The following is a 23,302-nucleotide window of genomic DNA, read 5'->3' as shown; positions in this document are numbered from 1 at the left end:
TCGGGTCTGCGCTCGTTTGAGTGGGTGAGGTACGCCGACGGCGTACCGGCTCGGGCGGCGTCCCGCCGCCGGCGCAACCTGCGGAGCTGGCGATGCGGATCGGGCTGGGCGGGGCACAGGTACGACGGGCGATGCGCGCCGGCCTGGCCTGCACCGTGCTCGTGTCACTGGCCGCCTGCCGGCCGGATCTCACCCCGCCCGGCGCACCGACGAGTTGGCCGTCCGCCTCGGCCCGGCTGTGGCGTTGGCAGTGGCAACTCGACGGCGTGCTCGACGTGACGGTCGAGGCGGACGTGTTCGTCCTCGATCCGGTCAGCACCACCGCGGCGCAGACCGCCGACCTGCGGGCCCGTCACCGTCGCCTGGTCTGCCAGGTGCACGTCGGCACGGTGCATCCGGACGATCCGGACGCGACCCGGTTCCCGCCGCAGGTCCGCGGCGCGACAGCCACCCCCTCCGGCCGTACCTGGCTGGACGTACGCCGATGGGACGCCCTGCGGCCGGTGCTGGCCGACCGGTTCCGGCTCTGCCGGGGCAAGGGCTTCGGCGCGGTGCTGCTCGCCGACGCCGATGGCTACACCCACTCCCCCGGCTTCCGGCTGGATTTCGACGACCAGTTGCAGTTCAACCGTCGGGTCGCGGCGTTGGCCCGTTCGCTGGATCTGTCTCCCGGGCTGCGGGGCAACCTCGGGCAGGTCGCCGCGCTGGCGCCGGACTTCGACTTCGCGGTCGACGAGGAGTGCGTACGGCTCAAACGGTGCGACAAGCTGCTGCCGTTCGTCGACGCCGGCAAGCCGGTGTTCCACGTCGAGTACACCGGCGGGCTCACCGACTTCTGTGTCACAAGCGTCGGCTACGGGCTCGCCTCCATCCGCAAGCACCGCAACCTGGACGCCTGGCGGCTGCCCTGCCCCGTACCGTGATCGCCGTCAGCCGCGCAGCGTGGCGCGGGGACGGGGCTGGCAGCGCGGGCAACTGTACGACGACCGGTTCATGAAGGCCTCCCGACGGATCGGCGCGCCGCAGCGCCGACAGGGCTGCCCCTCGCGGCCGTAGACGTTCAGCGACCGGTCGAAGTAACCGCTCTGCCCGTTGACGTTGACGTACAGCGCGTCGAAGCTGGTGCCGCCCGCCGTGATCGCCTCGGTCAGCACGTCGCGTACGTGGCCGAGCAACCGCCGTACGGCCGGGCCGGTCAACGCGTCGGTCGGTCGGGTGCCGTGCAGTCCGGCCCGCCACAGCGCCTCGTCGGCGTAGATGTTGCCCACCCCGGAGATCAACGTCTGGTCGAGCAGCGCACGCTTGACCTCGGTACGGCGGCGGCGCATCGCGGTGACGAAGTCCGCGTCGGAGAACTGCGGATCCAGCGGATCCCGGGCGATGTGGGCGATCTCCGCGGGCAGCGTCGCGCCGCCCTCGCTGACCGAGAGCCCACCGAACGTACGCTGGTCGACGAAGCGCAGTTCGGGACCGTCGTCGGTGAACCGGAAGCGGACCCGCAGGTGCGGCTCCTCCGGGGCGGTGGCCGGTTGCAGCAACAGCTGCCCGGACATCCCGAGATGCCCGATCACCGCGTCACCGCTGTCCAGCGGCAACCAGAGATATTTGCCGCGCCGGCACACGTCGAGCACGGTCCGACCGGCCAGCACGTCGGCGAAGTGGGCGCCACCGGCCACGTGTCGACGCACCGCACGCGGGTGGCGTACCTCGACGGACTCGATCCGTCGGCCGGTGACCCAACGCGCCAGCCCCTGCCGGACGGTCTCCACCTCGGGCAGCTCAGGCACGGGGTGCCTGCACCTGCGGCTGACCGACGTCCACGACAGCCCGCCCGTCGTCGGCCGCGACCTCCGCCGGCTCGACGGTCACCGCGGCGACGGACGGCTCGTCGACCGTCGCCGGCTCGGCCCGGTCGGCTTCGGCATCGGCTTCGGCCTGCGCGTTCAGGGTCCGCCAGGCCGACTCCGCAGCCCGCTGCTCGGCCTCCTTCTTGCTGCGCCCGTCGGCACCGCCGTACCGGTTGCCGGCGACCACCACCCAGGCGGTGAAGGTCTTCAGATGGTCCGGTCCGGCACCCTCGATCCGGTACTCCGGCACACCGAGACCCAGCGCCGCGGTCAACTCCTGGAGGCTGGTCTTCCAGTCCAGGGCGGCACCCCGACCGGCCGACTCGGCCATCAACGGGTCGAACAGCCGGTGGATGACCTCGGCGGCGGTGTCCAGCCCGTACTGCAGGTAGATCGCGCCGAGCAGCGCCTCCAGGGTGTCGGCGAGGATACTCGCCTTGTCCCGACCGCCGGTGGTTTCCTCACCCTTGCCCAGCAGCAGGTAGGGGCCGAGCCCGTCCGGGCCCAGCCCGCGCGCCACGTCGGCCAGCGCGCGCATGTTGACCACGCTGGCCCGCAGCTTGGCCAGTTGCCCCTCGGGCAGGTCCGGGTGGTTGTGGAAGAGCGCGGTGGTGATCACCACGCCGAGCACCGAGTCGCCGAGGAACTCCAGCCGCTCGTTGGTCGGCAGGCCGCCGTTCTCGTACGCGTACGAGCGGTGGGTCAGGGCCCGCTCCAGCAACTCCGGGTCCATTGACACGCCGAAGGCTGCCTCGAGGTGGCCGATGGAGGGCCGCCGTCGCTTGTCGATGCTCATGATGTGCGTACCTCAGTGTCGGTCGTGCGATCGGTGCGGTCGGTGGCAAGCAGCGCGGCGACCCGGTCGGTGGCAGCTCGCCGCCAGAGGTGAGCAGCCAGCGCGATGCCGGAAGCGATGTCGGCCGGGCGAGCGGCGCCGTGACAGACCACCACGGTGCCCGCCACCCCGAGCAGCGCGGCTGCCCGCGGCGCGCCCCCGTCGGGCGGTGGTCCGCCCGCCATGGCGTACGCGCCCTCGATCGCCTTGAGCAGCACGTTACCGGTGAACCCGTCGGTGACCACCACATCGGCGCGCGTGCCGAGGCAGACGTCGTACCCCTCGACCAGGCCCACGTACCGAGCGTCACCGGGCAGTTCCGTAGCGCGCAACATCGGGTCGGCGAGGCGTCGGGGCCGGTCACCCTTGCCCGGTTCGGTGCCCACGGAGAGCAGCCCCACCCGGGGGGCGTCGAGACCGTGGGCGATGGCGGCGTACGCGGCGCCGAGCACGGCGTGCCGTGCCAGGGTCGCCGGACTCGGCTCCATGGAGCCGCCGACGTCGAGCAGGACGACCGGTCCGGAGACGCCGGGCAGGGTGGCGGCCAGGGCCGGCCGTCGGATCTGCGGCCAGCGGCCGAGGCCGAGGGCGGCAGCGGTCACGGTGGCGCCGGTGGACCCGGCGGAGACCAGCGCGTCGGCCTGGCCGGCGCGGATCGCGGCGACGGCCGCCCGGACCGTGTTCTCGGCGCGGGCCGCAGTGAGATCGTCGGCCGTTTCGACGGCGGTGCGCGCAGGTCGCAGCGTCAACCGGGCACGTTGGGCCGGGTCGAGGGCGTCGACAAGCGCACCGGCGGCCCTGGTCGGGCCGACGAGCAGGAGGTGCAGATCAGGGTCGGCGCGCACCGCCCGTAGAGCGCCGTCCACCACCACGTCGGGAGCGTCGTCCCCGCCGAGGAGGTCAACGGCGATCCGTGCGGTTCCCGGCTCCGTGACGACGCCGGCCGGGGAGAGCCGGCCGGCGTCGGCGGGAGCAGCAGGCGATCGCCGGGGTATGCGCGTCGCCCGACCTGTGGTCGGAGACGTCACGCGGCGTCCGGGTCAGACCTCGAGGACCTGGCGGCCGTTGTAGGTGCCGCAGACGGAGCAGGCGGCGTGCGGCAGCTTGGGGGACTTGCACTGCGGGCAGGCCACGGTCGCGACCGCCGCGGCCTTCCAGTTCGCCCGGCGGGACCGGGTGTTGCTGCGCGACATCTTGCGCTTGGGGACGGCCACGGTTCTTACTCCTCTGTACGGGTCAGTTGCGACAGGCCCGCCCAACGCGGGTCGACCTGCTGGTGGCTGTGGTCCGCCGGCAGATCGTCCCAGTGCACCCCACACTCGGAGCACAGTCCCGGGCAGTCCTGGCGGCAGAGCGGGTTGGTCGGCAGTGCGAGCACCACCGCATCCCGCAGCGCCGGTTCCAGGTCGATCAGGTCACCCTGCAATCGACCGACTTCGTCCTCTTCGGTGGTGGCGTCCGTGGTGCTGTTCTCGTACGCGTACAGCTCCTGGATCGTCACCGTCACCGAGTCGTCGATCTCGCGTAGGCAGCGACCGCACTCGCCCCGGATCGGACCGCTGACGGTCCCCGACACGAGCACGCCCTCGGACACCGACTCCATCCGCAGATCGAGGTCGAGGTCCGCGCCCTCCGGCACGCCGATCAACTCCACGCCGAGGTCCGACGGTGCCTGAACCACCCGTTCGACGGTACGCAACGCACCAGGTCGGCGCGGCAGCTCCCTCGTGTCGAGGACCAGCGGCGACCTGGGGTCGAGTGGAGAAGGCGAGTGTTTGGGCATAGTCAGACTCCGGCCGGTGAGAGGCCGACAAACGAGGTTACCTGGACGGGCACTCGAACGTCGAACCGGGGGCGGCCCCACCGCTGGCGGCGGGGCGGATGCGGGTGGCGGGCCGGCCGCCGGTTTCCGGACGGCCGTCGGGCTCCGGTCGACTGCCGGTTTCCCGGACGGTCGCCGGTTTCCGGACGGTCGCCGGCTCTGGTCGGTGGCTGGAGGATCGCGGCACCGATGCGGTCGCGCCGCTCAGAACGGTAGCGGCCGCTCCGTCTCCTCGCCACCGAAGGTGCCGATCTCCCGCAGCGCGTGCATCTTGTCCCGCCCGCGCTCGATGGAGGCCAGTGCCCTGGTGAGGAACTGCTCGAAGTTGGCCAGCGCGGTGTCGACGTAGTCGTCGACCTCCTCGCGGAGGCGCTGCGCCTCGGCGCGGGCCTCGGCGATGATCCGGGCGCCCTCGTGCTCGGCGGAGACGGTGATCTCGTTCACCGAGACCAGGCGGGCGTGCTCCGCCTCACCCTCACTGATGATCCGGTCGGCCTCCCGCTTGCCGGCCTCCATGATCTTGTCGCGCTCCTCGAGGAGTGCCGCGGCCCGGCGTAGGTCTGCCGGCAGTTCGGCGCGCAACTCGTCGAGAGCACCGATCATCTCGCCCCGATCGACCATGCAGTTGTTGCGCGACATCGGGACGGAGCGCGCCTGCTCCACCATGGCAATCAGTTCCTCGATGCGGTCGAGCGGGTCCACCGGCACCTCACTCCTGTCGTTGGTCAGACCGACCTACATCATGCGGGCTGAAGCCAGTCTCCCGCCTCACCCAATGATGTCGTCCCCCACCCCACCCAACCGCCACCCCTCCCCCCGGCGCGTCGCCCACCCCTTGCCCCCCGCGATCTTGCACTTCTCGTCCCCACAAAAGCCGCACACGGGGCATATCCCCGACCACAAGTGCAAGATCGACGGGAAGAGGAGGGTGAGGGAGAGAGGAAGGAAGGAAGGGGTTAGGCCGGGGGTGGGGGGGTCAGGCGGGTTTTGAGGGCTTCGCGGACTATGTCGGGGACGTGGGGGGTTACGTCGCCGCCCCATTTGGCCACGTCCTTGACGAGGCTGGAGGAGAGGAAGGAGTAGAGGGGGTTGGTGGGCATGAAGAGGGTTTCGACGCCGGCCAGGCCGATGTTCATCTGCGCCATCTGCAACTCGTAGTCGAAGTCGCTGACCGCTCGGATGCCCTTGATCAGCACACTTGCCTGCTGGGCTCGGCAGAAGTCCACCAGCAGCCCGCGGAAGGACTCCACCCGGACGTTGTCATAGGAGGCGGTCACCTCGCGGAGCATGGCTATCCGCTCCTCGACGGTGAACAGTCCGGTCTTCGACTGGTTGATCAGTACGCCGACGATCACCTCGTCGAACAGCCGGCTGGCCCGGCCGACGATGTCGAGGTGACCGTTGGTGACCGGATCGAACGAGCCGGGGCACACCGCACGTCTCATGATCGGCGACCGTACCAAAGCGTGGTCTCGCCGTAACGACGACTGCGCTGGCCAGTGATCCCTTCCACCCAGTCGACCGGCCCGCTGCGGGTGGATCGTTCCACCACCACCATGGCGTCCTGGGCCAACCAGTCACCGTCGACCAAGGCGGTGAGCATGGCACGCACCCCGTCGTCCGACAGCGAGTACGGCGGGTCGGCGAAGACGACGTCGTACGGCTCGCCGTCCGGGCCGGCCGCCAGCACGGTGCTGACCTTCCCGGTGACCAGCCGTGCGGCGGGTGCCGCCCGCAGGATGGCCATGTTCTCCCGGATCACCCGGGCCGCCCGGGCGTCGGATTCGACGAGCAGCACGTGCCCGGCCCCACGGGACAGCGCTTCGAGGCCGACCGCGCCCGAGCCCGCGTACAGGTCGGCGAAGCGTGCCCCGACCAGGTCGAGCTCCGCCTGCACGGAACTGAAAAGCGCTTCGCGTACGCGATCGGCGGTGGGTCGGGTGCCGGAACCCGGCGGTACGGCGATGCGCCGACCACCGAGGCTGCCCGCCACGATCCGGGTCATCGCCCCCTCCCGACCACGCCGTGGGGGCCGACCCCACACCCGCGCACACCGTCGAGCCTGCTTCTGCTCATGGCGCCGACGCTACGCGACCTCCGGGTGACACCCGCAACGAACCACACCGCCTGAAGTCGCCCAGATCGATCCCATCCGATGCAGGCCGCCTCAGGCGCATCACTCTACGTAGAGCAACTATTTCATGTTCATCACATCATCCTTAGTGCTCGCTGAGGGCTGTCTCGATATCGACGATCTCGCTAGGGTCTGCCCGATAACCGGCTCATCGATGCCGGATCACCGCACGGGAGGCACCCTCTCCGGCGCGGCACAGCTCCGCCGACGCCGTCCGTTCCTCCCGCGCCGCCCCTGACGCTTCTTCACCCCGGGAGTACGCGTGTTCCGACCCAAGCTGTCGCTACGGCGACCGCTGGCTGTCCTGGCAGCCGCCGTCATCGGCTCGACCGGCGCAGCGGTGGTGGCGGCCACTCCGGCCAGCGCCCACCACACCACGATCACCGGCACCGTCGACTGTGACCGGCTCACCGGCGAGCGGGTGATCACGTGGACGGTGGTCAACAGCGAGCGCGGCAAGACCGCCACCATCACGGGTGTCACGGCCGATCCGGCGACCCCGGTCCTGCTCGTGGCTGAGGGCACCGATGCCACCGCCGAGCTCAAGGGCACCCCGATTCCGAAGGCCGGCCAGGTCCAGGGGGTCCAGCGGGTTCCCGGCGACACCCAGCGCGCCACGCTGACTGTGGAGGCCGCCTGGTTCCAGAAGGGCGACTCGCAGCGCAAGAAGCCTCCGACGTCGAAGGACCACAAGACCATCGAGCTCGGCGCGGACGGCACGTGTGCGCCGGCACCGAAGTGCGTCGACGCCAGCGACGCCAAGTACAGCCACACCTTCGACGGCCCGAAGGGCACCGCGACCGTCAAGCTGGCGGGTGACCTGCCGCTGTGCGGCGAGGAGAAGCAGTACTTCACCCTGGTGTCGTACTTTGCGCCGCGCCCGCAGTTCGCCACCCCGCAGTACGTCTACGGCACGCCGGACAGCGACTTCCTCGGCGGCACCCAGACCGAGATCGAGCTGAAGGTCGACGTCCCGGACTGCCACACCCAGGTCGACCTGATCTGGGGCGGGGTCGACGAGGTCATCGACCCGCTTGTGGAGAACGGCCCCCGCTACGGCTCCAAGAAGCTCGGCGACCGGGGTGCGCCCGGCAACCGCTCGACCGGCCCGCAGGGCTGGTACAACGGCGGCAAGAAGAACTGCACCACCCCGGCGGCCACCTTCGCCTCCGCCTGCGACGGCACCGTCACCGTGTCGCTGAGCAACGACGGCTCGATCTCCAAGTACCCGGTCGAGTTCGAGGTCCGGGGCGAGAACGGCTTCTCTGAGAAGGTCACCGTCGAGCCGGGCAAGGCGAACAACGAGACCGTGGTGCCCGCCGAGCACGCCGGCGCGATCGAGGTGCTGGTCGACGGCGAGGTGATCGACAACGGCAGCTACGAGTGGGAGCGCCCGGAGGACTGCCCGCTGCCGACGATCACCGCCGACGCCACCTGCGAGACCTTCGCGCTGACCGCGTCGAACCCGGAAGGTGCCCAACCGGTCAAGGTGGACTTCACCTACGGCGACAAGACCGAGAGCCGTACGGTCAAGCCGGGCTCGTCGGAGTCCGTCACCTTCCCGGCCGGCGACGACGAGGCGGCGCTTGTCGCCCTGCCGGAGCTGGACCTGGAGCTCGAGGTCGTCTACGCCCCCGAGGGCTGCGGCGGAGGCGGAGGCGGCGAGGAGCCGCCCGGCCTGCCGGTGACCGGTGTCGCGGCCGGTGGCATCGCCGCAGGCGCCATCGTCCTGCTGGCGGTGGGCGCGGTGCTGTTCGTCATGGCCCGGCGGCGGCGGATCCACTTCACCGCCTGAGCCGCCCCTGAGGGTGCCCTCGCCGCACTGAGGACACCCCGCAACACCTGACCCGAAGGCGCGTCGACCACCCGTCGATGCGCCTTCGGCGTTCCCGCCCCGTGGCGGCAGTCGCTCGATCCGGGATTGAGTCCCCTCCGAGCGACGCCAAAGCCACTCGATCCCGAATCGAGCGCGATCATGGTGAACGCGGCGGTGACGAAGCGCGAGGTGGGGTCAGCCCTTTTCGAGGTATTCGGCGCGGTCGGCGTCGACCAGGGCCGCGACCGAGGCGGCCAGCGCCGGCTGGCGGGTCAGGTCCGGGTCCTCCTCGACCAGCGTGATCGCCTCCGCCCGCGCGTCGCGGATCAGGTCGGCGTCCCGCAGCAACGACAGCAGCCGCAGGTGGGAGCGCCGGCCGGACTGGGCGGCACCCAGCACGTCGCCTTCACGCCGCTGCTCCAGATCCAGTTCGGCGAGCTTGAAGCCGTCTGTGGTGGAGGCGACCGCGTCCAGCCGCTCCCGGGCGCTGGTGCCCTCGGTCGCCTCGGTGACCAGCAGGCAGAGCCCGGGGGCGCTGCCCCGGCCCACCCGTCCGCGCAGTTGGTGCAGCTGGGAGACGCCGAACCGGTCGGCGTCCAGCACCACCATCATTGTCGCGTTGGGTACGTCCACACCGACCTCGACCACCGTGGTGGCCACCAGGACGTCCAGCTCACCGTTGGCGAAGGAGCGCATCACCGCGTCCTTCTCGTCGGCGGGCAGCCGGCCGTGCAGCACGCCGATGCGCAGCCCGTGCAGGGGCCCGTCGGCCAGCAACGGCGCGACCTCGGTCACCGCCAGAGGTGGGCGTCGACCGGTGTCGTCCACCGCCGGTGGTTCCTCCTCGGCGCCGGTGGTGGAGTCACCGATGCGCGGGCAGACCACGTACGCCTGATGGCCGTTGGCGACCTCCTCGCGCAACCGACGCCAGGCCCGGTCCAGGAAGGCCGGTTTCTCGGCGGCCGGCACCACGTGCGAGGCGATCGGTGACCGGCCCCGGGGCAGCTGCGAGAGGGTGGAGATCTCCAGGTCGCCGTAGACCGTCATGGCGACCGTCCGGGGGATCGGCGTGGCGGTCATGACCAGCACGTGCGGGGGCTGTTCCGCCTTGGCCCGCAACGCGTCGCGCTGCTCCACCCCGAACCGGTGCTGCTCGTCGACCACCACCAGACCGAGGTCGGCGAAGTCGACTCCCTCGTACAGCAGGGCGTGGGTGCCCAGCACGATGCCGGCGGCACCGCTGGCGACCTCGGCCAGCGCCCGCCGTCGGGCTGCCGCGCCGAGTGAGCCGGTGACCAGCTCGACCCGGGTGGCGTGCTCGGCGGCGCCCAGCTCACCGGCCTGGGCGAGCGGGCCGAGCAGGTCGAGCATGCCTCGGTAGTGCTGGGCGGCGAGCACCTCGGTCGGGGCGAGCAGCGCGGCCTGCCCGCCCGCGTCGACCACCTGGAGCATGGCGCGCAGCGCCACCACGGTCTTGCCGGAGCCGACCTCGCCCTGCAACAGCCGGTGCATCGGATGGCGGCGGGCCAGGTCGGCGGCGATCTCCGCCCCCACGTCGCGCTGACCACCGGTCAGCTCGTACGGCAGCCGGGCGTCGAAGGCGTCGAGCAGGCCACCCGCGCGAGCCGGCCGGGCCCTCGCGGGTGAGGCGGCGGCCTGGTGCTTACGCCGGACCAGGGTCAGCTGCACGGCGAACGCCTCGTCCCACTTCAACCGTCGACGGGCCCGGTACAGCTCCTCGCGGCTGGACGGCCGGTGGATCTCCCGCAGCGCGCCACCCAGCCCGACCAGGTTCCGGCTGGCCCGTACGTCCGCGGGCAGCGGGTCCTCCGGCGGTGCCACGGTGTCCAGCACCACCCGGACGCAGCGGGCGATCACCCAGGTCGGTACGGCAGCGGCAGCCGGGTAGACCGGGATGAGTGCCCCGGCGAACTCCTCGATCTGTTCGGTGGCCGCCGCCTCGCCGTCGGTCCGGTCGCCGAGCAGGACGTACTCCGGCCCGTTGAGCTGCCGTTTGCCCCGGAAGTCGGTGACCTTGCCGGCGAACAGTCCCCACCGGCCGGGCCGCAGTTCCCGCTCGCGCCACGCCTGGTTGCCGAAGAAGGTGAGGGTGAGGGTGCCACCCGAGCCGTCACCGACGGTGACCTCCAGCAGGTTGCCCCGGCGCTGCCGCATCGGGCGTACGGCGGTGCGCTGCACCTGAGCCAGCACGGTGACCTGCTCGCCGACGTCGAGCGCCCGGATGTCGGTGTGCTCGCCCCGCTCGTCGTAGCGGCGCGGGAAGTGGTACATCAGGTCACCGGCGGTGTGCAGGTCGAGGTGGCCGGCGAGGGCCTTGGCGGTCTTCTCGCCGACCAGCTTTTTCAGCGGCGTGTCCAGGGTCGACGCCTCTGCGGTCATTCGACACCCACCAGCAACGGATAGCGTGGCTGCCCACCCGGATACGTCTGCACCTCGACGAACGGCCAGCGTCGCGTGATGTGCGTGCACACCGCGTCGGTCAGCCCGTCCGGCGCGTCCGCGCCGACGAGCAGGGTGACCATTTCACCGCCGCCACCCAGCATCCCGTCGACCAGGGCGACGCAGGTGTCGATCAGGTCGGTGCCGATCAGGTGCACCTCCCCCTCGACCAGGGCGAGCACGTCGCCGGTGCGGCAGGGGCCGGCGACCGTGAGCGCGTCCCGCCCGGCGTGACAGACCTCGGCGTACCGGCAGGCCCCGGCGGCCTCGGCCATCGCGATCACGTCGTCCTCGAAGTGGCGGCGTGGATCGCGTACGGCGAGGGCGGCCAACGCCTGCACCGGTGACCGGGTGGGCACCACGCTGACCTTGACGCCCGCCCGGTGCGCCTCCTCGGCGACCTGGTTCGCCACCGCCTGTGCGTCCGGGTCGTTGGGCAGCACCACCACCTGGGCCGCCCCGGTGCCGAGCACCGCCTCCAGCAGTTCCCCCGTGGAGGGGTTGCCGGGCACCACGACCGCGCCCTCCCCGGCGAGCAGCTCGGCGATCCCGGCACCGGCGGCGACCACCACGGCGGCCCGGCCGTCGGACACCGGTGCGGGGGCGGGCGGGCGCTGGTCGGCGAAGCGGGTCACCGAGATCTGGTACGGGCGGCCGGCCACCACGCCCGCCTCGATCGCCGCCCCGACGTCGTTGACGTGCACGTGCACCTGCCAGGTGTCCTCGTCGCCGACCACCACCAGGGAGTCACCGAGGGCGTCAAGCGTGTCGCGCATCCGGCTGACCGCCTCGGGCTCGGCGTCGAGCAGGAACTGCACCTCGTAGGCGTACTCCGGGGAACCGGTCTCCCGGGCGGCGGTGGCCGGCGGCGGCGCGTTGCGGGCGGCGGTGGGCGCCGGCGCGGGTCGCTCCGGACTCTCCCCCGGTGATCACCTCGACCAGGGCGTCCAGCAGCAGGCACAGCCCTCGCCCACCGGCGTCGACCACGCCGGCGCGGGCCAGCGCCGGCAACTGCTCGGGCGTACGGGCCAGCGCCTGCGCCGCGGCTCCGGCCGCCTGGCGAGCGACGACCGGCAACTGCTCGCTGTCGGCCTGCTCGGCCGCGCCGGCGGCGGCGGAGACCACGGTCAGCACGGTGCCCTCCACCGGGCGGGCCACCGCCGCGTAGGCCGCGCCGGTCGCGGCACGCAGCGCGGCGGCCAGCTCCGGGCCCCCGACCGTCGGGGTGGTGGCCAGCGCGTCGGCGAAGCCGCGCAGGATCTGCGACAGGATGACGCCGGAGTTGCCCCGGGCGCCGAGCAAGGCACCCCGGGCCATCAACCGCAGCGCGTGCCCGTGCGGGGTGGCGGCGCCGTCGGCGACGGTGTCGAGGTCCATCGCCAGCGCCTGCTGCGCCGAGGTGAGGGTCAGCACCAGGTTGGTGCCGGTGTCGCCGTCGGGCACCGGATAGACGTTGAGCTCGTCGATCTCCCCCTGGTGCCGCTGCAACGCGGCCAGCCCGCTGGCGCACCAGCGGCGCACGGCGGCGGCATCGAGGGTGTCCAGCACGCTGGGAAGCCTACTGGCGTACGCTGACAGTCGCTGCAAGGCCGGGCGTGTCCGGCAGGCGCCGGGCATCGTCCGTTTTCTCGCCCCTGCCCGGTGGCGGTGACCTCCGCGGCGGGGCGTGACCGCTGATGCCGAGCCCGGTTGGGCGGGGCCTTCCACCATCGGGTAACCTGGCCAGGTTGCCCGGGCTGCGCCTGGCGGCGACCTCATGAACGTTTCAATCCCAGGAGTATCCCGTGGCTAGCGTGTGCGACGTCTGTGGCAAGGGACCGGGCTTCGGCCACAACGTGTCCCACTCGCACCGGCGGACCAACCGCCGCTGGAACCCGAACATCCAGTCGGTGCGTACCCCGGCCGGTGGCGGCACGACCAAGAAGCTCAAGGTCTGCACGTCCTGCATCAAGGCGGGCAAGGTCACCCGCGCCTGACGCGGTAACACCCACGATCTGTGATGCCGGCGGGCCCTCGGTGGCCCGCCGGCATCGTCGTGTCCGCATGTCCGCCGCCGCCCGCCGGAGCGGCTGTTAACAAGGGGCCCTTCCTCTACCGCAGGCGTTAAGAAGGTGCCCTTCCTTTCACCTCAGAGGGTGCGGCCGAAGGAGAGGCAGCCGGGCTCGTCGGCGTAGTAGCCGAAGTTGGGGATGCGCTCGTAGCCGGCCGAGGTGTACATCGCGATCGCCTCGGGCTGCCGGTCGCCGCACTCCAGGATGAGCCGCTTGCGGCCCTGCTCGCGGGCGGAGCGTTCGACGGCCGCGAGCACCGTGCGGGCCACGCCGCGGCCACGGGCCTGCGGTGCGGTGTACATCCGCTTCAACTCGGCGGTCTCGCCGTCGGTGCCGTGGCTGCGCCAGCCACCGCAGCCGACCGGCTGCCCGTCGAGGTGGGCGACGAGGAAGGTGCCGTGCGGCGGGGTGAACTCACGCGCGTCGACAGGCGTCTCGTCGCCGTCACCGCCGTACCGGGCGCCGAGGTCGGCAAGCGCGGAGGTGATCAGCCGCTGTGCCACCGGAGAGTCGAACGGCACCACGTGGATCTCGATTTCGTGCACCAGTGAAGCGTACGACCGCAGCGACCCGTCACCGCCGCCGACCTGGGCCGACAGCCTGCGGCAGTGATCGACCACTCACTCAGCCCGCTCACTCAGCGGAAATGGTCCCAGCCGGTCGGGCCGTCGAACGGCGCGCCGTCCACCGTCACGCCCCGGCCCTCGGCGACCCGGCCGACCTCGCGCCACCCGTCAGGCAGCACCGTCTGAGACGGGAAGGTCGCGACCAGCGCATGGTCGTCGCCACCGGCCAGCAGCCAGGCGTACGGGTCGACGCCGAGCGCCTGCGCCGCGTCGCGCATCTGCGGTGGCACCTCGAAGGCGTCCCGCCGCAGGTCGATGGCGACCCCGCTGGCCTTCGCCACGTGCCCCAGGTCGGCGAGCAACCCGTCCGAGACATCGATCATGGCGGTGGCGCCGAGCCGGGCGGCCGCCGGACCGGCGGCGTAGGGCACCTCCGGCCGCCGGTACGCCTCGACCAGCAGCCGGGGCGTCCGGAAGCCGCGGGACAGCACGGTGAACCCGGCCGCCGCGTAACCGGTGCGCCCGGCCAGGGCCACCAGGTCGCCCGGTCGGGCACCGGCCCGGGTGACCGGCGACCGGCCGGCCAGGTCGCCCAGCGCGGTGACCGCGATGGTCAAGGTGGGGCTGGCCGACATGTCGCCGCCGACCACGCTGGCGCCCACGCTCGCCGCCTCGGCACCGAGCCCGTCGGCGAGCTGCTCGACCCAGCCGGTCTCCACGTCAGCCGGCACGCAGAGCGCCACCAGCAGGGCCGTCGGCTCGGCACCCATGGCCACCACGTCGGCGAGGTTCGCCGCCGCCGCCCGACGGCCGATGTCGTGCGCCCCGGCCCAGTCCCGGCGGAAGTGCCGCCCGTCCACCAGCACGTCGGTCGAGGCGACCACCCGGGCGTCCGGCGCGGTGACCACCGCCGCGTCGTCGCCGGGGCCGAGCAGCACCGTCGATCCGTACGACAACCGGGCGGTGACCCGGTCGATCAGGCCGAACTCCCCGACCTGTGCGACGCCCACACCGCCGCTGTCGCCCCGCTCGCTCACCGCTTCTCCTTGACCACCGATAGGGATCACACCTGGTCCGTAAGGTACTTTCTCCCTTCAGGCCGTCTGGCAGGCGGCGACGGAGGGAGGTCGAGTCGTGGTACAGGCGTACATCCTCATCCAGACAGAGGTCGGCCGGGCGCGTGACGTGGCCGGTCTCATCGCGGATCTCCCCGGCGTGGTCCGGGTCGACGCGGTGACCGGGCCGTACGACGTGGTCGTGCTCACCGAGGCGAACACCGTCGACGAGCTCGGCAAACTCATCGTCAGCAACGTGCAGATGGTGCCCGGCATCACCCGCACCCTCACATGTTCGGTGGTGCGGTTGTAAGTGTCCAGGATTTCCGAATCCCCCGGCGAGACCCGGCGTGCGAAGGACGCCGCACCGGCAGCCGACCGGACCAACCGCACCGCCGCGCTGGTCGCCACGGCCGTGGCGCTGCCGGTGGCTCTCCTGGTAGGCACCCTGGCCTTCGTCAACCTCGCCCCGGACAGCTCGACCGCCACCCCGGATCCCTCGCCGAGCGCGGCCCGACCGCAGTCCACCGCGCCGGTCGAGATGGCCGCCCCGGCACTGGCCGAGCGGCCGGCGACCGTCTGCCGCGCCCTGCTGTCGCAGCTGCCCGCCTCGATCCGCGACCTGCCGCAGCGGCCGGTGAGCGCCGGGCCGGAGCAGAACGCCGCGTACGGCGATCCGGCCCTGACGGTGGCCTGCGGCGGGACCGAGCCCGAGGTGGCGCCCACCGACCACATCTACCTGGTCAACGCAGTGTGCTGGCACGGGGTGGAGGAAGCGGACGCCACGGTGCTGACCACGCTCGACCGGGAAACCGCGGTGACCGTACGCGTGCCGCACTTCTACGGCGAGGCGTTGCAGTGGGCCGCCCCGATCGCCAGCACGGTCGTCGCCTCGGTCCCCTCGGCGGGCCCGGTCCCGTCCGGCTGCACCTCCTGACCCGGCCGCCCGCAGTCGGCGTCGGCCGGGCCAGGCCGGTCAGTAGTGGCCGGTGCCCCGGGTCAGGGCGGTACGGATGAGCCGGTCGACAAGCTTCGGGTACTCCAGCCCCGAGGCCGCCCACATCCGGGGGAACATCGACGTCGGGGTGAAGCCCGGCATCGTGTTGATCTCGTTGAGGTAGATGTCCAGTTCCGGGGTGACGAAGAAGTCGGCCCGGGCCAGTCCGGCGCAGTCCAGCGCGGTGAAGGCCCGTACGGCGTAGTCGCGCACCTGCCGGGCGACCCGCTCGGGCAGGTCGGCCGGGACGTCGTACTCGCAGGCCGACTCCGCGTCGATGTACTTGGCCTCGAAGTCGTAGAAGTCGTAGTCGCCGACCACCCGCACCTCGGCCAGCACGGACGCCTCGGGCGTGCCGCCGGCCTCGCCCTCCAGCACGCCGCACTCGATTTCCCGGCCGATGATCGCGCCCTCGACCAGCACCTTGCTGTCGATCTCCCGGGCGATGGCGATCGCGGCCTCCAGGTCGGCCCAGTCGCTGACCTTGCTGACGCCGAACGACGATCCGGCCCGCGAGGGCTTGACGAAGACCGGCAGGCCGAGGCGCTGCTTGTCCTCCTCGCTCAACGTCATGCCACTACGCAGCACGGCGTACGGGCCGATCGGGATGCCCTCGGCGGCGCAGATCTTCTTGGTGAATTCCTTGTCCATCGCGGCGGCCGAGGCGAACACCTTCGCCCCCACGTACGGGATGCCCGCCATCTCCAGCATGCCCTGGATGGTGCCGTCCTCGCCGTAGGCGCCGTGCAGCACCGGGAAGACCACGTCCACATTGGCCAGTGCCCGAGGCCCTTCGGTGGGGTCGAGCACCAGCAGGCCGCTGCCGGTCGGGTCGGCTCGCAGCACGATGTCGGCCCCCGACTCGGCGGTGATCTCCGGCAGCCGGCGCGAGTTGATCGCCAACTCGGTCGGGTCGCCGCTGGTCAGCACCCACTGACCCGCCCGGGTGATGCCGACCGGCACCACCTCGAACTCGTCGGGGTCGAGCGCGCCGAGCACGCTGCCGGCGCTCACACAGGAGATGCCATGTTCCGGGCTGCGGCCGCCGAAGACGATCGCCACGCGGGTCTTGCCTGGGGTGGTCACTGCGGTCACCTTTCCGGGACGCACTGCTGGCGCTCTCCCGGATGACCTTACTGTGCGTGGCGAGATCGGGAAGTCGATACCCCACGAGACCGCAAGGCAGGCGCAATCGGTCAAGGAGCCCTATACCGTACGTGACCAGACGGTGCGTCAGCCAGCCAGTTCCCGCTCGCCGAAGGCGTGCCGCCGGCCGATCGCGATCACCTTGACGCGCTGCCGACCGGCTCGCACCATGCCCAGGGCCATGAACGCGCCCGCGATCCGCTCGGCCGCCTCACGGCTGCTCGCGCCGACCACCTGGCGGCGACGTTCCGGGGCGAGGCGCTCGTTGCGAGCACCGCCCTCGCAGGGGCGCACGTCGGTCAGCACCACCAGGAATCGGGTCATCGCCGCGCGCCGCCCACCGCCGGTCGGGCCCGTCGTAGCGGCCGCGAGATTGCCGGACAGTATCTGCGCACGTCGCTCTCCCTCCGGTGCCGCCTCAAAGGCTCGTGGCGCGGCACGCGGCGGCCGGGTACGGGGGAATAACCCGACCGCCGCGCGCCCCATCCCCTCCGGTCGCTCACCGCCACCGTCGCCACGACAACCGGCGGTGAGGACGTGATGACAGCCTGACACCTTCACCGCCGTGAATGCAACTCCCACTTACGTTTTCTCATGTACACGATCCCGAATACATGCGACCATCGATGCATGGCACCGAAGACCGCCCGCGCCCGACGACTCGGCATCGCCCTGCGCCAGCACCGTGAGGCCGCCGGCCTCACCCTGGAGGCCGCAGCCGACGAGATCAACAGCACCCGCAGCACGCTGTCCCGCTACGAGAACGCGCAGACGCTCGTCAGCCCGGCGACCGTACGCGCGCTGCTCACCCTCTACGGGGTCGGGGCGGACGACGTCGCGGCGGCTGTCGCGTTGGCCAAGGACGCCCGCAAGCCCGGCTGGTGGGTGTCCTATTCGTACCTGCTCGACCGGCGCACCATCGACTTCATCGCGTTGGAGGCCGAGGCCACCGGCATCGCCAACTTCGAACCGTCGGTGGTGCCGGGGCTGTTGCAGACCGCCGACTACATCCGGGGCGTGATGCGGGGCGGCCCGCACACGCTCAGCGACAACGACGTCGAGGAGCGGGTCCACCTGCGACTGGACCGCCAGCAACGACTCACCGGTGACGATCCACCGATCTTCGACGCGATCCTCGACGAGGCCGCGCTCCTGCGCCCAGTCGGTGACGAGGCCGCGATGCAGGGCCAACTGCGGCACCTGCTCAAGATGAGCGAGCTGCCGAACATCACCGTGCAGCTGATCCCGTTGGCCGCCGGTTACCACCGGGGCACGCGGGGCTCGCTGCACATCCTCGAGTTCGCCGACCCGGAGGACCCGATCATCGCCTCGGTGGAGACGGTCGCCGGGCAGATGGTCCTCGACCGGCCCGGTGACCTGCGAACCTGCACCAAGATCATGGAACACCTGCGGACCGTCGCGCTCAGCCCGTCGGCCAGCCGCGACGCATTGATCAAGATCCTGAAGGGACGGTAGACGATGACACCGACGACCAACGCCACCCCGGCGGTGGCCGGATGGCGCAAGAGCAGCCACAGCGGCGACGAGGGCGCCTGCGTGGAGGTGGCGGTCGTACCCGGCACGGTGGCGGTACGCGATTCCAAGGACCCGGACGGCCCGCTGCTGCTCTTCGCGCCGTCGGCCTGGACCGCCTTCGCCGAGACACCGCCGCAGCGCTGATCCACGGGTGAACCCATAGCCGCTGACCGGGCCGGTAAGGGCACCGCCGGCCCGGTCAGCCCACCCGAGCGATCAGTGGCCGACCAGCGGCGGCGGCACCGGCAGTTCACGGGCCGCCGCCAGGGCGGCGAGGGCGGCCCCCCGAGCGCCGGCCATGTCCCGCTCCGGCACCAGCGCGAAGGTGGCCGACGCGGCCTGCTCGTCCCGCAGCACGGTGTGCTCGCGTACGGTCGCCAGGAACCAGTCACGGAACTCGGGGGCGGTTTCCACCACCCCACCGCCCACGAAGTAGGCGTGCGGATCGGTGAAGTTGGCCGCGATGGTGAACAACGCCCCGAGCGCCCTGGCCTGCTGGGCGAAGACCTCCCGGGCCATCTCGTCGCCCCGCTCGCCGTAACCGCGCACCAGCTTCGCCGCCAGGGCCGGCGGCTCACCGGCCAGCGGATGGTCCGGAAACCGGGTGAGCCAGTACGGCAGCAGGTTGCGCTCGATCGCGGTCAGCGAGGCGATGGACTCCACGTCCCCGGCGAAGCCGCAGGCGCAGACCGGCACCGGCTGACCCGGTGCGAGCACATCGGTCAGCGGGACGTGCACGTGCCCCAGCTCGCCGGCCATCCCCGCCGCGCCGGCGATCACCCGTCCGTACTCGACCAGACCACCGCCCAGCCCGGTGCCGACGATCGCCGACACCGACGACCGGTGCATCGCGTCGACTCCGAAGTGGACGTGGTGGGCGTAGAGCGCGGCGGCGTTGCCGTCGTTGTGATAGATCACCGGCAGCCCGAGCCGTCGTTCCAGGGCACCCCGGATGTCGTGGCCGCGCCAGGCCGGTTGGGAGAAGTTCGTCGACCCCTTCGACGAGATCACCCCGGTGGCGCTGGCCGGACCGGGCGTGTCCAGCCCGACGGCGCGCACCTGGTCGCGGGACAGCCCGGTCAGGGCCAGCACACCGTCGAAGGAGCGGGCCATCGCCTCGACGGCGGCCTGCGGGCCGGCGCGTACCTCGCTGGGGGTCTCCACGAGCTGATCGACCAGGAAGCGTCCATCGAGCGTGAGCACCGTGGCGTTGTTGCTCGTACCGCCGTTGTCGATGCCCACGACCACAGTTGTGTCAGCCACCGGTCAACCGCCTCCCACCCGATTCGATCTGACGTGAGGCTAGTTCTCGCTTCCCTGCCCCGCCATGCCGACCGGCCGTCGGGCCGTCATCGCGGTGGCCGCCAGGGACTCGTCGCGGAACGTCGACGGCAGCAGCCCCGCCTCCGCCAGCACCGTCGCGAGCAGGTCGACCTGCGACTGGCCGACCTCCACCACCAGGTGCCCGCCGGGAGCGAGCCACCTCGTCGCGTCGGCGGCGAGCCGGCGCAGCACCGCCAACCCGTCCGGGCCGCCGTCGAGCGCCACCAACGCCTCGTACCGGCGCGACTCGGCCGGCAGCAGGTCCAACGCCGCCGTCGGCACGTACGGCGCGTTCGCCACCACCAGGTCCAGGGTGCCGCGCCAGGTCGCCGGCAGCGCGTCGAACAGGTCACCGGCGTAGACCGGCACGGCCAACTCGGCGAGATTGCCTCGGGCACAGGCCACCGCTGCCGGGTCCACGTCCACCGCGGCCAGCAGCCGTGGGGCGTGGAGTCGACGCGCCAGCGCCCGGGTGAGTGCACCCGAGCCGCAACACAGCTCGACCACCCTAGCCGCCGGCCCGGTCACCGCCTCGGCCGCCGCGACGAGCGCCGCGGTCCGCGCCCTCGGCACGAAGACACCGGGTACGACGGTGATCCGCTCGCCGCAGAACTCCGCCCAGCCGAGCAGGTACTCCAGCGGCTCCCCGGCCACCCGCCGGTCGACCAGGACCGCGAGCGACCGCGGGTCGTCGGCCGCCTCCACGAGCAGCCGCGCCTCGTCCTCGGCCCAGACACAACCGGCCCGGCGTAACCGGTCGACCGTGGCGGCCCGTACCGCCGAGGAGACGGCGATCATCTAGGCGCTGGCATCCAACGCGGCCGACACGTCGGCGATCAGGTCCACCGTGTCCTCCACGCCGCAGGAGAGCCGCACGAAGCCCGCCGTGGTGTCGTCACCCCACTGGGCCCGCCGGTCGGCGGTGGTGTGCAGGCCGCCGAAGGAGGTGGCCGCCGAGACCAGCCGGGTCGCGTCGAGGAACCGGGCGACCCGTTCGGCGTCGCCCAGATCGAAGGAGAGCACCCCCGGCATCCGGCGCAGCTGACGCGAGGCGACCGGGTACGCCGGATCGTCCGGCAGGCCCGGCCAGCGCAGCCCGGTCACGTCGGCACGGTCGGCCAGCAGCCGGGCGAGGGCCTCGGCGTTGGCGCTCTGCCGGGCCAGGCGCAGGTCGAGGGTGGCCAGCGAGCGGTGCGCCAGCCAGGCGTCGAACGCCCCGGGCACCGCCCCGGTGTTCGTCCGCCAGGCGGTGAACCGCTCCACCAGCTCGGCAGACCGGGTGGCCAGGTAGCCCAGCAGCAGGTCGGAGTGCCCGGTCAGGGCCTTGGTGCCGGAGGCGACCACCAGATCCGCGCCGAGGTCCAACGGACGCTGCCCGAGCGGGGTCGCGGTGGTGTTGTCGACCGCCAGCAGGGCACCGGCGGCGTGCACCCGCTCGGCCAGCGCCGGCAGGTCCACCACGTCGAGGCCCGGGTTGGCCGGCGTCTCCACAAGCACCAGGCGTACCCCGTCGAAGGACGGGTACGGCCCGGCGGTCGGCGCGAGCAGCACCCGTACCCCGTTGCCGGTGAGCGTGTCGGTGGCGAACGCCCGGACCGGAAAGTACCCGTCGGCGGGCAGCACCACCGCGTCACCGGCGCGCAGCAGCCCCAGCAGCAGCCCGGTGATGGCCGCCTGGCCGCTGGCGAAGACCCGGCACTCGCCGCCCTCCAGCTCGCCGATCGCCGCCTCCAGCAGTCGCCGGGTGGGGTTGTCCGGGCGTCCGTACCCGTTCGGCGCCGCCTCCGGACCGTGTCGGGGATCGAGATGGTACGGCGCGGCGAAGACCGGCCCCGGCAGGAAGGGCTGTCCCGGTTGCGGTGCGGGCAGGCCGGCGCGCACGCACCGGGTGCCGTCACCGTCGGCCGGAAGTCGCTGGGGTACCTCGTTCTCGCTCATCGGCTCATTCCGGTTTCGTGGTACGGCTCATCAGGGCGCGTACCGCGACCCGCGGGTCGACGCCCTCGTGACAGACCAGCTCGACCTGCTCGGTGATCGGCATCTCCACGCCGTGCGCGCGGGCCAGGTCGCGGATGGCCAACGCGCTCTTGACCCCCTCGGCGGTCTGCCGGGTGGCCACCCGCGCCTCCTCCAGGGTGGCGCCCCGGCCCAGGTGCTCACCGAAGGTGCGGTTGCGCGCCGACGGCGACGAGCAGGAGGCCACCAGGTCACCCATGCCGGCCAGGCCGGCGAAGGTGAGCGGGTCCGCGCCGAGGGCCACCCCGAGCCGGGCGGTCTCGGCCAGCCCCCGGGTGACAAGCATCGCCCGGGTGTTGTGGCCGAAGCCCATCGCGGTGGCGATGCCGTACGCGAGGGCGATCACGTTCTTCACCGCGCCGCCCAGCTCACAGCCGATCACGTCATCGTTGGTGTACGGCCGGAAGTACGGCGTGGTGATGGAGCGCTGCACCAGGGTGGCCCGGTCGACGTCGGTGCAGGCGACCACCGTGGCGGCCGGCTGCTCGGCGGCGATCTCCGGCGCCAGGTTGGGGCCGGAGACGACCACCACCCGGTCCGCGGCCACCTGCGCCGTCTCGATGATCACCTCGCTCATCCGCTTGGTGGTGCCGAGCTCGATGCCCTTCATCAGTGAGACCAGCGTGGCGTCGGCGTGCAGGTGCGAGACCCACTCGGCGAGGTTGCCCCGCAGCGTCTGCGACGGCACCGCCAGCACCACCATCTCCGCGCCCTTGATCGCCTCGGCGGCGTCGCCGGTGCCGGTGACCCGATCCGGCAGCACCACGTCGGGCAGGTACTCCGGGTTGCGCCGTTCGGTGCGGATGACGTCGGCGATCGGCTGCCGCCGGGCCCAGATGGTGACGTCCCGCCCGGCGTCGGCCAGGATCTTCGCGAACGCCGTACCCCAGGAACCGGCGCCCAGCACCGCCACGTGCCCACTCACGCCGTCGCCTCCGGGCGCCGCTGCTCGATGTTGGTCCGACCGCCGCGCTGCCACAGCGGTGGTGGTGTGCCGCCCCGGATCTCGGCGAGCATGTCCCGCAGCCGCAGCATGATCACGTCGGTCATCTCCTCCAGCACCGCGCGGCTCGGGGCGGCACCGGCCCACTGGCTCAGGTCGATCGGTGGCCCGGCCACCACGGTCACCGGGATCCGGGGCCGCGGGTTGAGCCGGGAGCGGTGCGGGTCGAAGATGCGCTCCGGCCCCCACATCACCACCGGCACCACCGGGGCGCCGGTCGCCAACGCCAGTCGAGCCGCCCCGGTCTTGCCCTTCATCGGCCACAGGTCCGGTTCCCGGGTGATGGTGCCCTCCGGGTAGATGATCACGGCATCACCCTCGCCGAGCGCCTTGATCAGGGCGTCCAGCGACTTGGCCGCGTCGACCGTCCCCCGCTCGACCGGAATCTGCTTGCACCGGTGCAGGATCCAGCCGATCACCGGCACCTTGAACACGCTCGCCTTGCCCAGGAACTGCGGCCACCGGCCGGAGTCGTAGATGAAATGGGCGGCGACCAGCGGGTCGGCGTGCGACATGTGGTTCGCCACGATGATCATCGGGCCCTCGGTGCCGAGGTGCTCCATCCCCCGCCAGGTGCGCCGGGTCCAGATCGTCATCACCGGCTTGACCAGCACCACGGCCAACCATTGCCAGAACCCCAGCCTGCGCCGACCCACCGTGCCTCCTCGTGCCCGCCCCGTCCACCGGAGGAACCG

25 protein-coding genes and 1 pseudogene are annotated in these 23,302 nt (G+C 72.1%); 7 read left to right on the top strand and 19 right to left on the bottom strand.

Annotation, left to right across the window (positions count from 1 at the left end):
- Positions 1-20: 20 nt before the first annotated feature.
- Positions 21-923 carry an endo alpha-1,4 polygalactosaminidase gene (locus VAB18032_RS06950; protein WP_232510698.1) on the top strand — a complete coding sequence of 301 codons (903 nt, stop codon included), beginning with the start codon at positions 21-23 and terminating at the stop codon, positions 921-923.
- 6 nt (positions 924-929) lie between these two features.
- On the opposite strand, the gene mutM is transcribed toward VAB18032_RS06950, so the two are convergent.
- From mutM to rsmD, 8 genes are all read right to left on the bottom strand, one after another.
- Positions 930-1,787, bottom strand: coding sequence for a bifunctional DNA-formamidopyrimidine glycosylase/DNA-(apurinic or apyrimidinic site) lyase (gene mutM / locus VAB18032_RS06945; RefSeq protein WP_013732080.1), 858 nt, complete (start codon positions 1,785-1,787; stop codon positions 930-932).
- Entirely contained in the window at positions 1,780-2,643 is an 864-nt protein-coding gene (rnc, locus tag VAB18032_RS06940) for a ribonuclease III (RefSeq protein ID WP_013732079.1), read from the bottom strand. Before rnc ends, mutM begins: the two co-directional genes overlap by 8 nt.
- Complete coding sequence (locus VAB18032_RS06935) at positions 2,640-3,593, bottom strand: fatty acid synthesis plsX protein (RefSeq protein ID WP_043723305.1); 954 nt, start codon at positions 3,591-3,593, stop codon at positions 2,640-2,642. Before VAB18032_RS06935 ends, rnc begins: the two co-directional genes overlap by 4 nt.
- 129 nt (positions 3,594-3,722) lie before the next feature.
- Complete coding sequence (gene rpmF, locus VAB18032_RS06930; RefSeq protein WP_013732077.1) at positions 3,723-3,896, bottom strand: 50S ribosomal protein L32; 174 nt, start codon at positions 3,894-3,896, stop codon at positions 3,723-3,725.
- Positions 3,897-3,901: 5 nt separating this feature from the next.
- Positions 3,902-4,465: a YceD family protein gene (locus VAB18032_RS06925; RefSeq protein WP_043719909.1), complete on the bottom strand. Its 564-nt coding sequence runs from the start codon at positions 4,463-4,465 to the stop codon at positions 3,902-3,904.
- 243 nt (positions 4,466-4,708) lie between these two features.
- Positions 4,709-5,206: an SPFH domain-containing protein gene (locus VAB18032_RS06920; protein ID WP_043723302.1), complete on the bottom strand. Its 498-nt coding sequence runs from the start codon at positions 5,204-5,206 to the stop codon at positions 4,709-4,711.
- Positions 5,207-5,460: 254 nt separating this feature from the next.
- Positions 5,461-5,949 carry a pantetheine-phosphate adenylyltransferase gene (gene coaD / locus VAB18032_RS06915; protein WP_043719906.1) on the bottom strand — a complete coding sequence of 163 codons (489 nt, stop codon included), beginning with the start codon at positions 5,947-5,949 and terminating at the stop codon, positions 5,461-5,463.
- A complete protein-coding gene (gene rsmD / locus VAB18032_RS06910) occupies positions 5,946-6,509 on the bottom strand; it encodes a 16S rRNA (guanine(966)-N(2))-methyltransferase RsmD (protein WP_013732073.1) in 564 nt (187 codons plus the stop codon). Before rsmD ends, coaD begins: the two co-directional genes overlap by 4 nt.
- Positions 6,510-6,900: 391 nt before the next feature.
- Here rsmD and VAB18032_RS06905 point away from each other — a divergent pair, with 391 nt between their 5' ends.
- Entirely contained in the window at positions 6,901-8,433 is a 1,533-nt protein-coding gene (locus tag VAB18032_RS06905) for a hypothetical protein (protein ID WP_013732072.1), read from the top strand.
- Between the two features lie 216 nt (positions 8,434-8,649).
- On the opposite strand, the gene recG is transcribed toward VAB18032_RS06905, so the two are convergent.
- Both recG and VAB18032_RS06895 read right to left on the bottom strand, forming a co-directional pair.
- On the bottom strand, positions 8,650-10,854 hold the full coding sequence (gene recG / locus VAB18032_RS06900; protein ID WP_013732071.1) for an ATP-dependent DNA helicase RecG: 2,205 nt from the start codon (positions 10,852-10,854) through the stop codon (positions 8,650-8,652).
- A pseudogene (locus tag VAB18032_RS06895) lies at positions 10,851-12,462 on the bottom strand (DAK2 domain-containing protein). Before VAB18032_RS06895 ends, recG begins: the two are co-directional and overlap by 4 nt.
- A gap of 236 nt (positions 12,463-12,698) precedes the next feature.
- On the opposite strand from VAB18032_RS06895, the gene rpmB reads away from it, so the two are divergent.
- Entirely contained in the window at positions 12,699-12,890 is a 192-nt protein-coding gene (gene rpmB / locus VAB18032_RS06890) for a 50S ribosomal protein L28 (protein WP_007075181.1), read from the top strand.
- Between the two features lie 152 nt (positions 12,891-13,042).
- Here the strand turns inward: rpmB and VAB18032_RS06885 are convergent, their stop codons facing one another.
- Both VAB18032_RS06885 and VAB18032_RS06880 read right to left on the bottom strand, forming a co-directional pair.
- Positions 13,043-13,510 carry a GNAT family N-acetyltransferase gene (locus VAB18032_RS06885; protein ID WP_043723278.1) on the bottom strand — a complete coding sequence of 156 codons (468 nt, stop codon included), beginning with the start codon at positions 13,508-13,510 and terminating at the stop codon, positions 13,043-13,045.
- A gap of 92 nt (positions 13,511-13,602) precedes the next feature.
- Positions 13,603-14,568, bottom strand: coding sequence for a thiamine-phosphate kinase (locus VAB18032_RS06880; protein WP_013732069.1), 966 nt, complete (start codon positions 14,566-14,568; stop codon positions 13,603-13,605).
- Positions 14,569-14,665: 97 nt separating this feature from the next.
- Between VAB18032_RS06880 and VAB18032_RS06875 the strand changes: the two genes are divergently transcribed.
- The gene (locus tag VAB18032_RS06875; protein WP_013732068.1) at positions 14,666-14,899 is read left to right on the top strand and encodes an Lrp/AsnC ligand binding domain-containing protein; all 234 of its coding nucleotides are present in this window, start codon (positions 14,666-14,668) and stop codon (positions 14,897-14,899) included.
- A 9-nt stretch (positions 14,900-14,908) separates the two neighbouring features.
- Entirely contained in the window at positions 14,909-15,523 is a 615-nt protein-coding gene (locus VAB18032_RS06870) for a DUF3515 family protein (protein ID WP_232510753.1), read from the top strand.
- A gap of 39 nt (positions 15,524-15,562) precedes the next feature.
- On the opposite strand, the gene VAB18032_RS06865 is transcribed toward VAB18032_RS06870, so the two are convergent.
- Positions 15,563-16,669 (bottom strand): D-alanine--D-alanine ligase family protein, encoded by a 1,107-nt coding sequence (locus VAB18032_RS06865; protein WP_013732066.1) that lies wholly within the window; start codon positions 16,667-16,669, stop codon positions 15,563-15,565.
- A gap of 147 nt (positions 16,670-16,816) precedes the next feature.
- Positions 16,817-17,053 (bottom strand): hypothetical protein, encoded by a 237-nt coding sequence (locus VAB18032_RS06860; RefSeq protein WP_013732065.1) that lies wholly within the window; start codon positions 17,051-17,053, stop codon positions 16,817-16,819.
- Between the two features lie 306 nt (positions 17,054-17,359).
- Between VAB18032_RS06860 and VAB18032_RS06855 the strand changes: the two genes are divergently transcribed.
- Together VAB18032_RS06855 and VAB18032_RS06850 are read left to right on the top strand one after the other, a co-directional pair.
- Positions 17,360-18,205: a helix-turn-helix domain-containing protein gene (locus tag VAB18032_RS06855; RefSeq protein WP_013732064.1), complete on the top strand. Its 846-nt coding sequence runs from the start codon at positions 17,360-17,362 to the stop codon at positions 18,203-18,205.
- A 3-nt stretch (positions 18,206-18,208) separates the two neighbouring features.
- A complete protein-coding gene (locus tag VAB18032_RS06850; protein WP_013732063.1) occupies positions 18,209-18,409 on the top strand; it encodes a DUF397 domain-containing protein in 201 nt (66 codons plus the stop codon).
- 72 nt (positions 18,410-18,481) lie between these two features.
- On the opposite strand, the gene VAB18032_RS06845 is transcribed toward VAB18032_RS06850, so the two are convergent.
- The 5 genes from VAB18032_RS06845 to VAB18032_RS06825 are packed head-to-tail and all read right to left on the bottom strand — an operon-like array spanning position 18,482 to position 23,263.
- Entirely contained in the window at positions 18,482-19,528 is a 1,047-nt protein-coding gene (locus VAB18032_RS06845) for an ROK family protein (protein WP_043719897.1), read from the bottom strand.
- 39 nt (positions 19,529-19,567) lie between these two features.
- A complete protein-coding gene (locus VAB18032_RS06840; protein ID WP_013732061.1) occupies positions 19,568-20,386 on the bottom strand; it encodes a putative protein N(5)-glutamine methyltransferase in 819 nt (272 codons plus the stop codon).
- Entirely contained in the window at positions 20,387-21,526 is a 1,140-nt protein-coding gene (locus tag VAB18032_RS06835) for a cystathionine gamma-lyase (protein ID WP_013732060.1), read from the bottom strand.
- Between the two features lie 4 nt (positions 21,527-21,530).
- Positions 21,531-22,529, bottom strand: a complete 999-nt coding sequence (locus VAB18032_RS06830; protein ID WP_013732059.1) for an NAD(P)H-dependent glycerol-3-phosphate dehydrogenase — start codon at positions 22,527-22,529, stop codon at positions 21,531-21,533.
- On the bottom strand, positions 22,526-23,263 hold the full coding sequence (locus tag VAB18032_RS06825; RefSeq protein WP_013732058.1) for a lysophospholipid acyltransferase family protein: 738 nt from the start codon (positions 23,261-23,263) through the stop codon (positions 22,526-22,528). The genes VAB18032_RS06830 and VAB18032_RS06825 overlap by 4 nt, the downstream gene beginning before the upstream one ends.
- Positions 23,264-23,302 lie beyond the last annotated feature (39 nt).

Origin of the sequence: Micromonospora maris AB-18-032 (assembly GCF_000204155.1) — a bacterium.
GTDB classification, from domain to species: Bacteria; Actinomycetota; Actinomycetes; order Mycobacteriales; family Micromonosporaceae; genus Micromonospora; species Micromonospora gifhornensis.
This window is presented reverse-complemented; position numbering and strand designations above follow the sequence as displayed.

What these genes read in the sequence shown, in the direction of transcription:
- rnc (WP_013732079.1), bottom strand. Translation starts at nt 2,643, where the DNA reads ATGAGCATCGACAAGCGACGGCGGCCCTCCATCGGCCACCTCGAGGCA.
- VAB18032_RS06925 (WP_043719909.1), bottom strand. Translation starts at nt 4,465, where the DNA reads ATGCCCAAACACTCGCCTTCTCCACTCGACCCCAGGTCGCCGCTGGTC.
- coaD (WP_043719906.1), bottom strand. Translation starts at nt 5,949, where the DNA reads ATGAGACGTGCGGTGTGCCCCGGCTCGTTCGATCCGGTCACCAACGGT.
- rsmD (WP_013732073.1), bottom strand. Translation starts at nt 6,509, where the DNA reads ATGACCCGGATCGTGGCGGGCAGCCTCGGTGGTCGGCGCATCGCCGTA.
- recG (WP_013732071.1), bottom strand. Translation starts at nt 10,854, where the DNA reads ATGACCGCAGAGGCGTCGACCCTGGACACGCCGCTGAAAAAGCTGGTC.
- VAB18032_RS06860 (WP_013732065.1), bottom strand. Translation starts at nt 17,053, where the DNA reads ATGACCCGATTCCTGGTGGTGCTGACCGACGTGCGCCCCTGCGAGGGC.
- VAB18032_RS06855 (WP_013732064.1), top strand. Translation starts at nt 17,360, where the DNA reads ATGGCACCGAAGACCGCCCGCGCCCGACGACTCGGCATCGCCCTGCGC.
- VAB18032_RS06850 (WP_013732063.1), top strand. Translation starts at nt 18,209, where the DNA reads ATGACACCGACGACCAACGCCACCCCGGCGGTGGCCGGATGGCGCAAG.
- VAB18032_RS06840 (WP_013732061.1), bottom strand. Translation starts at nt 20,386, where the DNA reads ATGATCGCCGTCTCCTCGGCGGTACGGGCCGCCACGGTCGACCGGTTA.
- VAB18032_RS06835 (WP_013732060.1), bottom strand. Translation starts at nt 21,526, where the DNA reads ATGAGCGAGAACGAGGTACCCCAGCGACTTCCGGCCGACGGTGACGGC.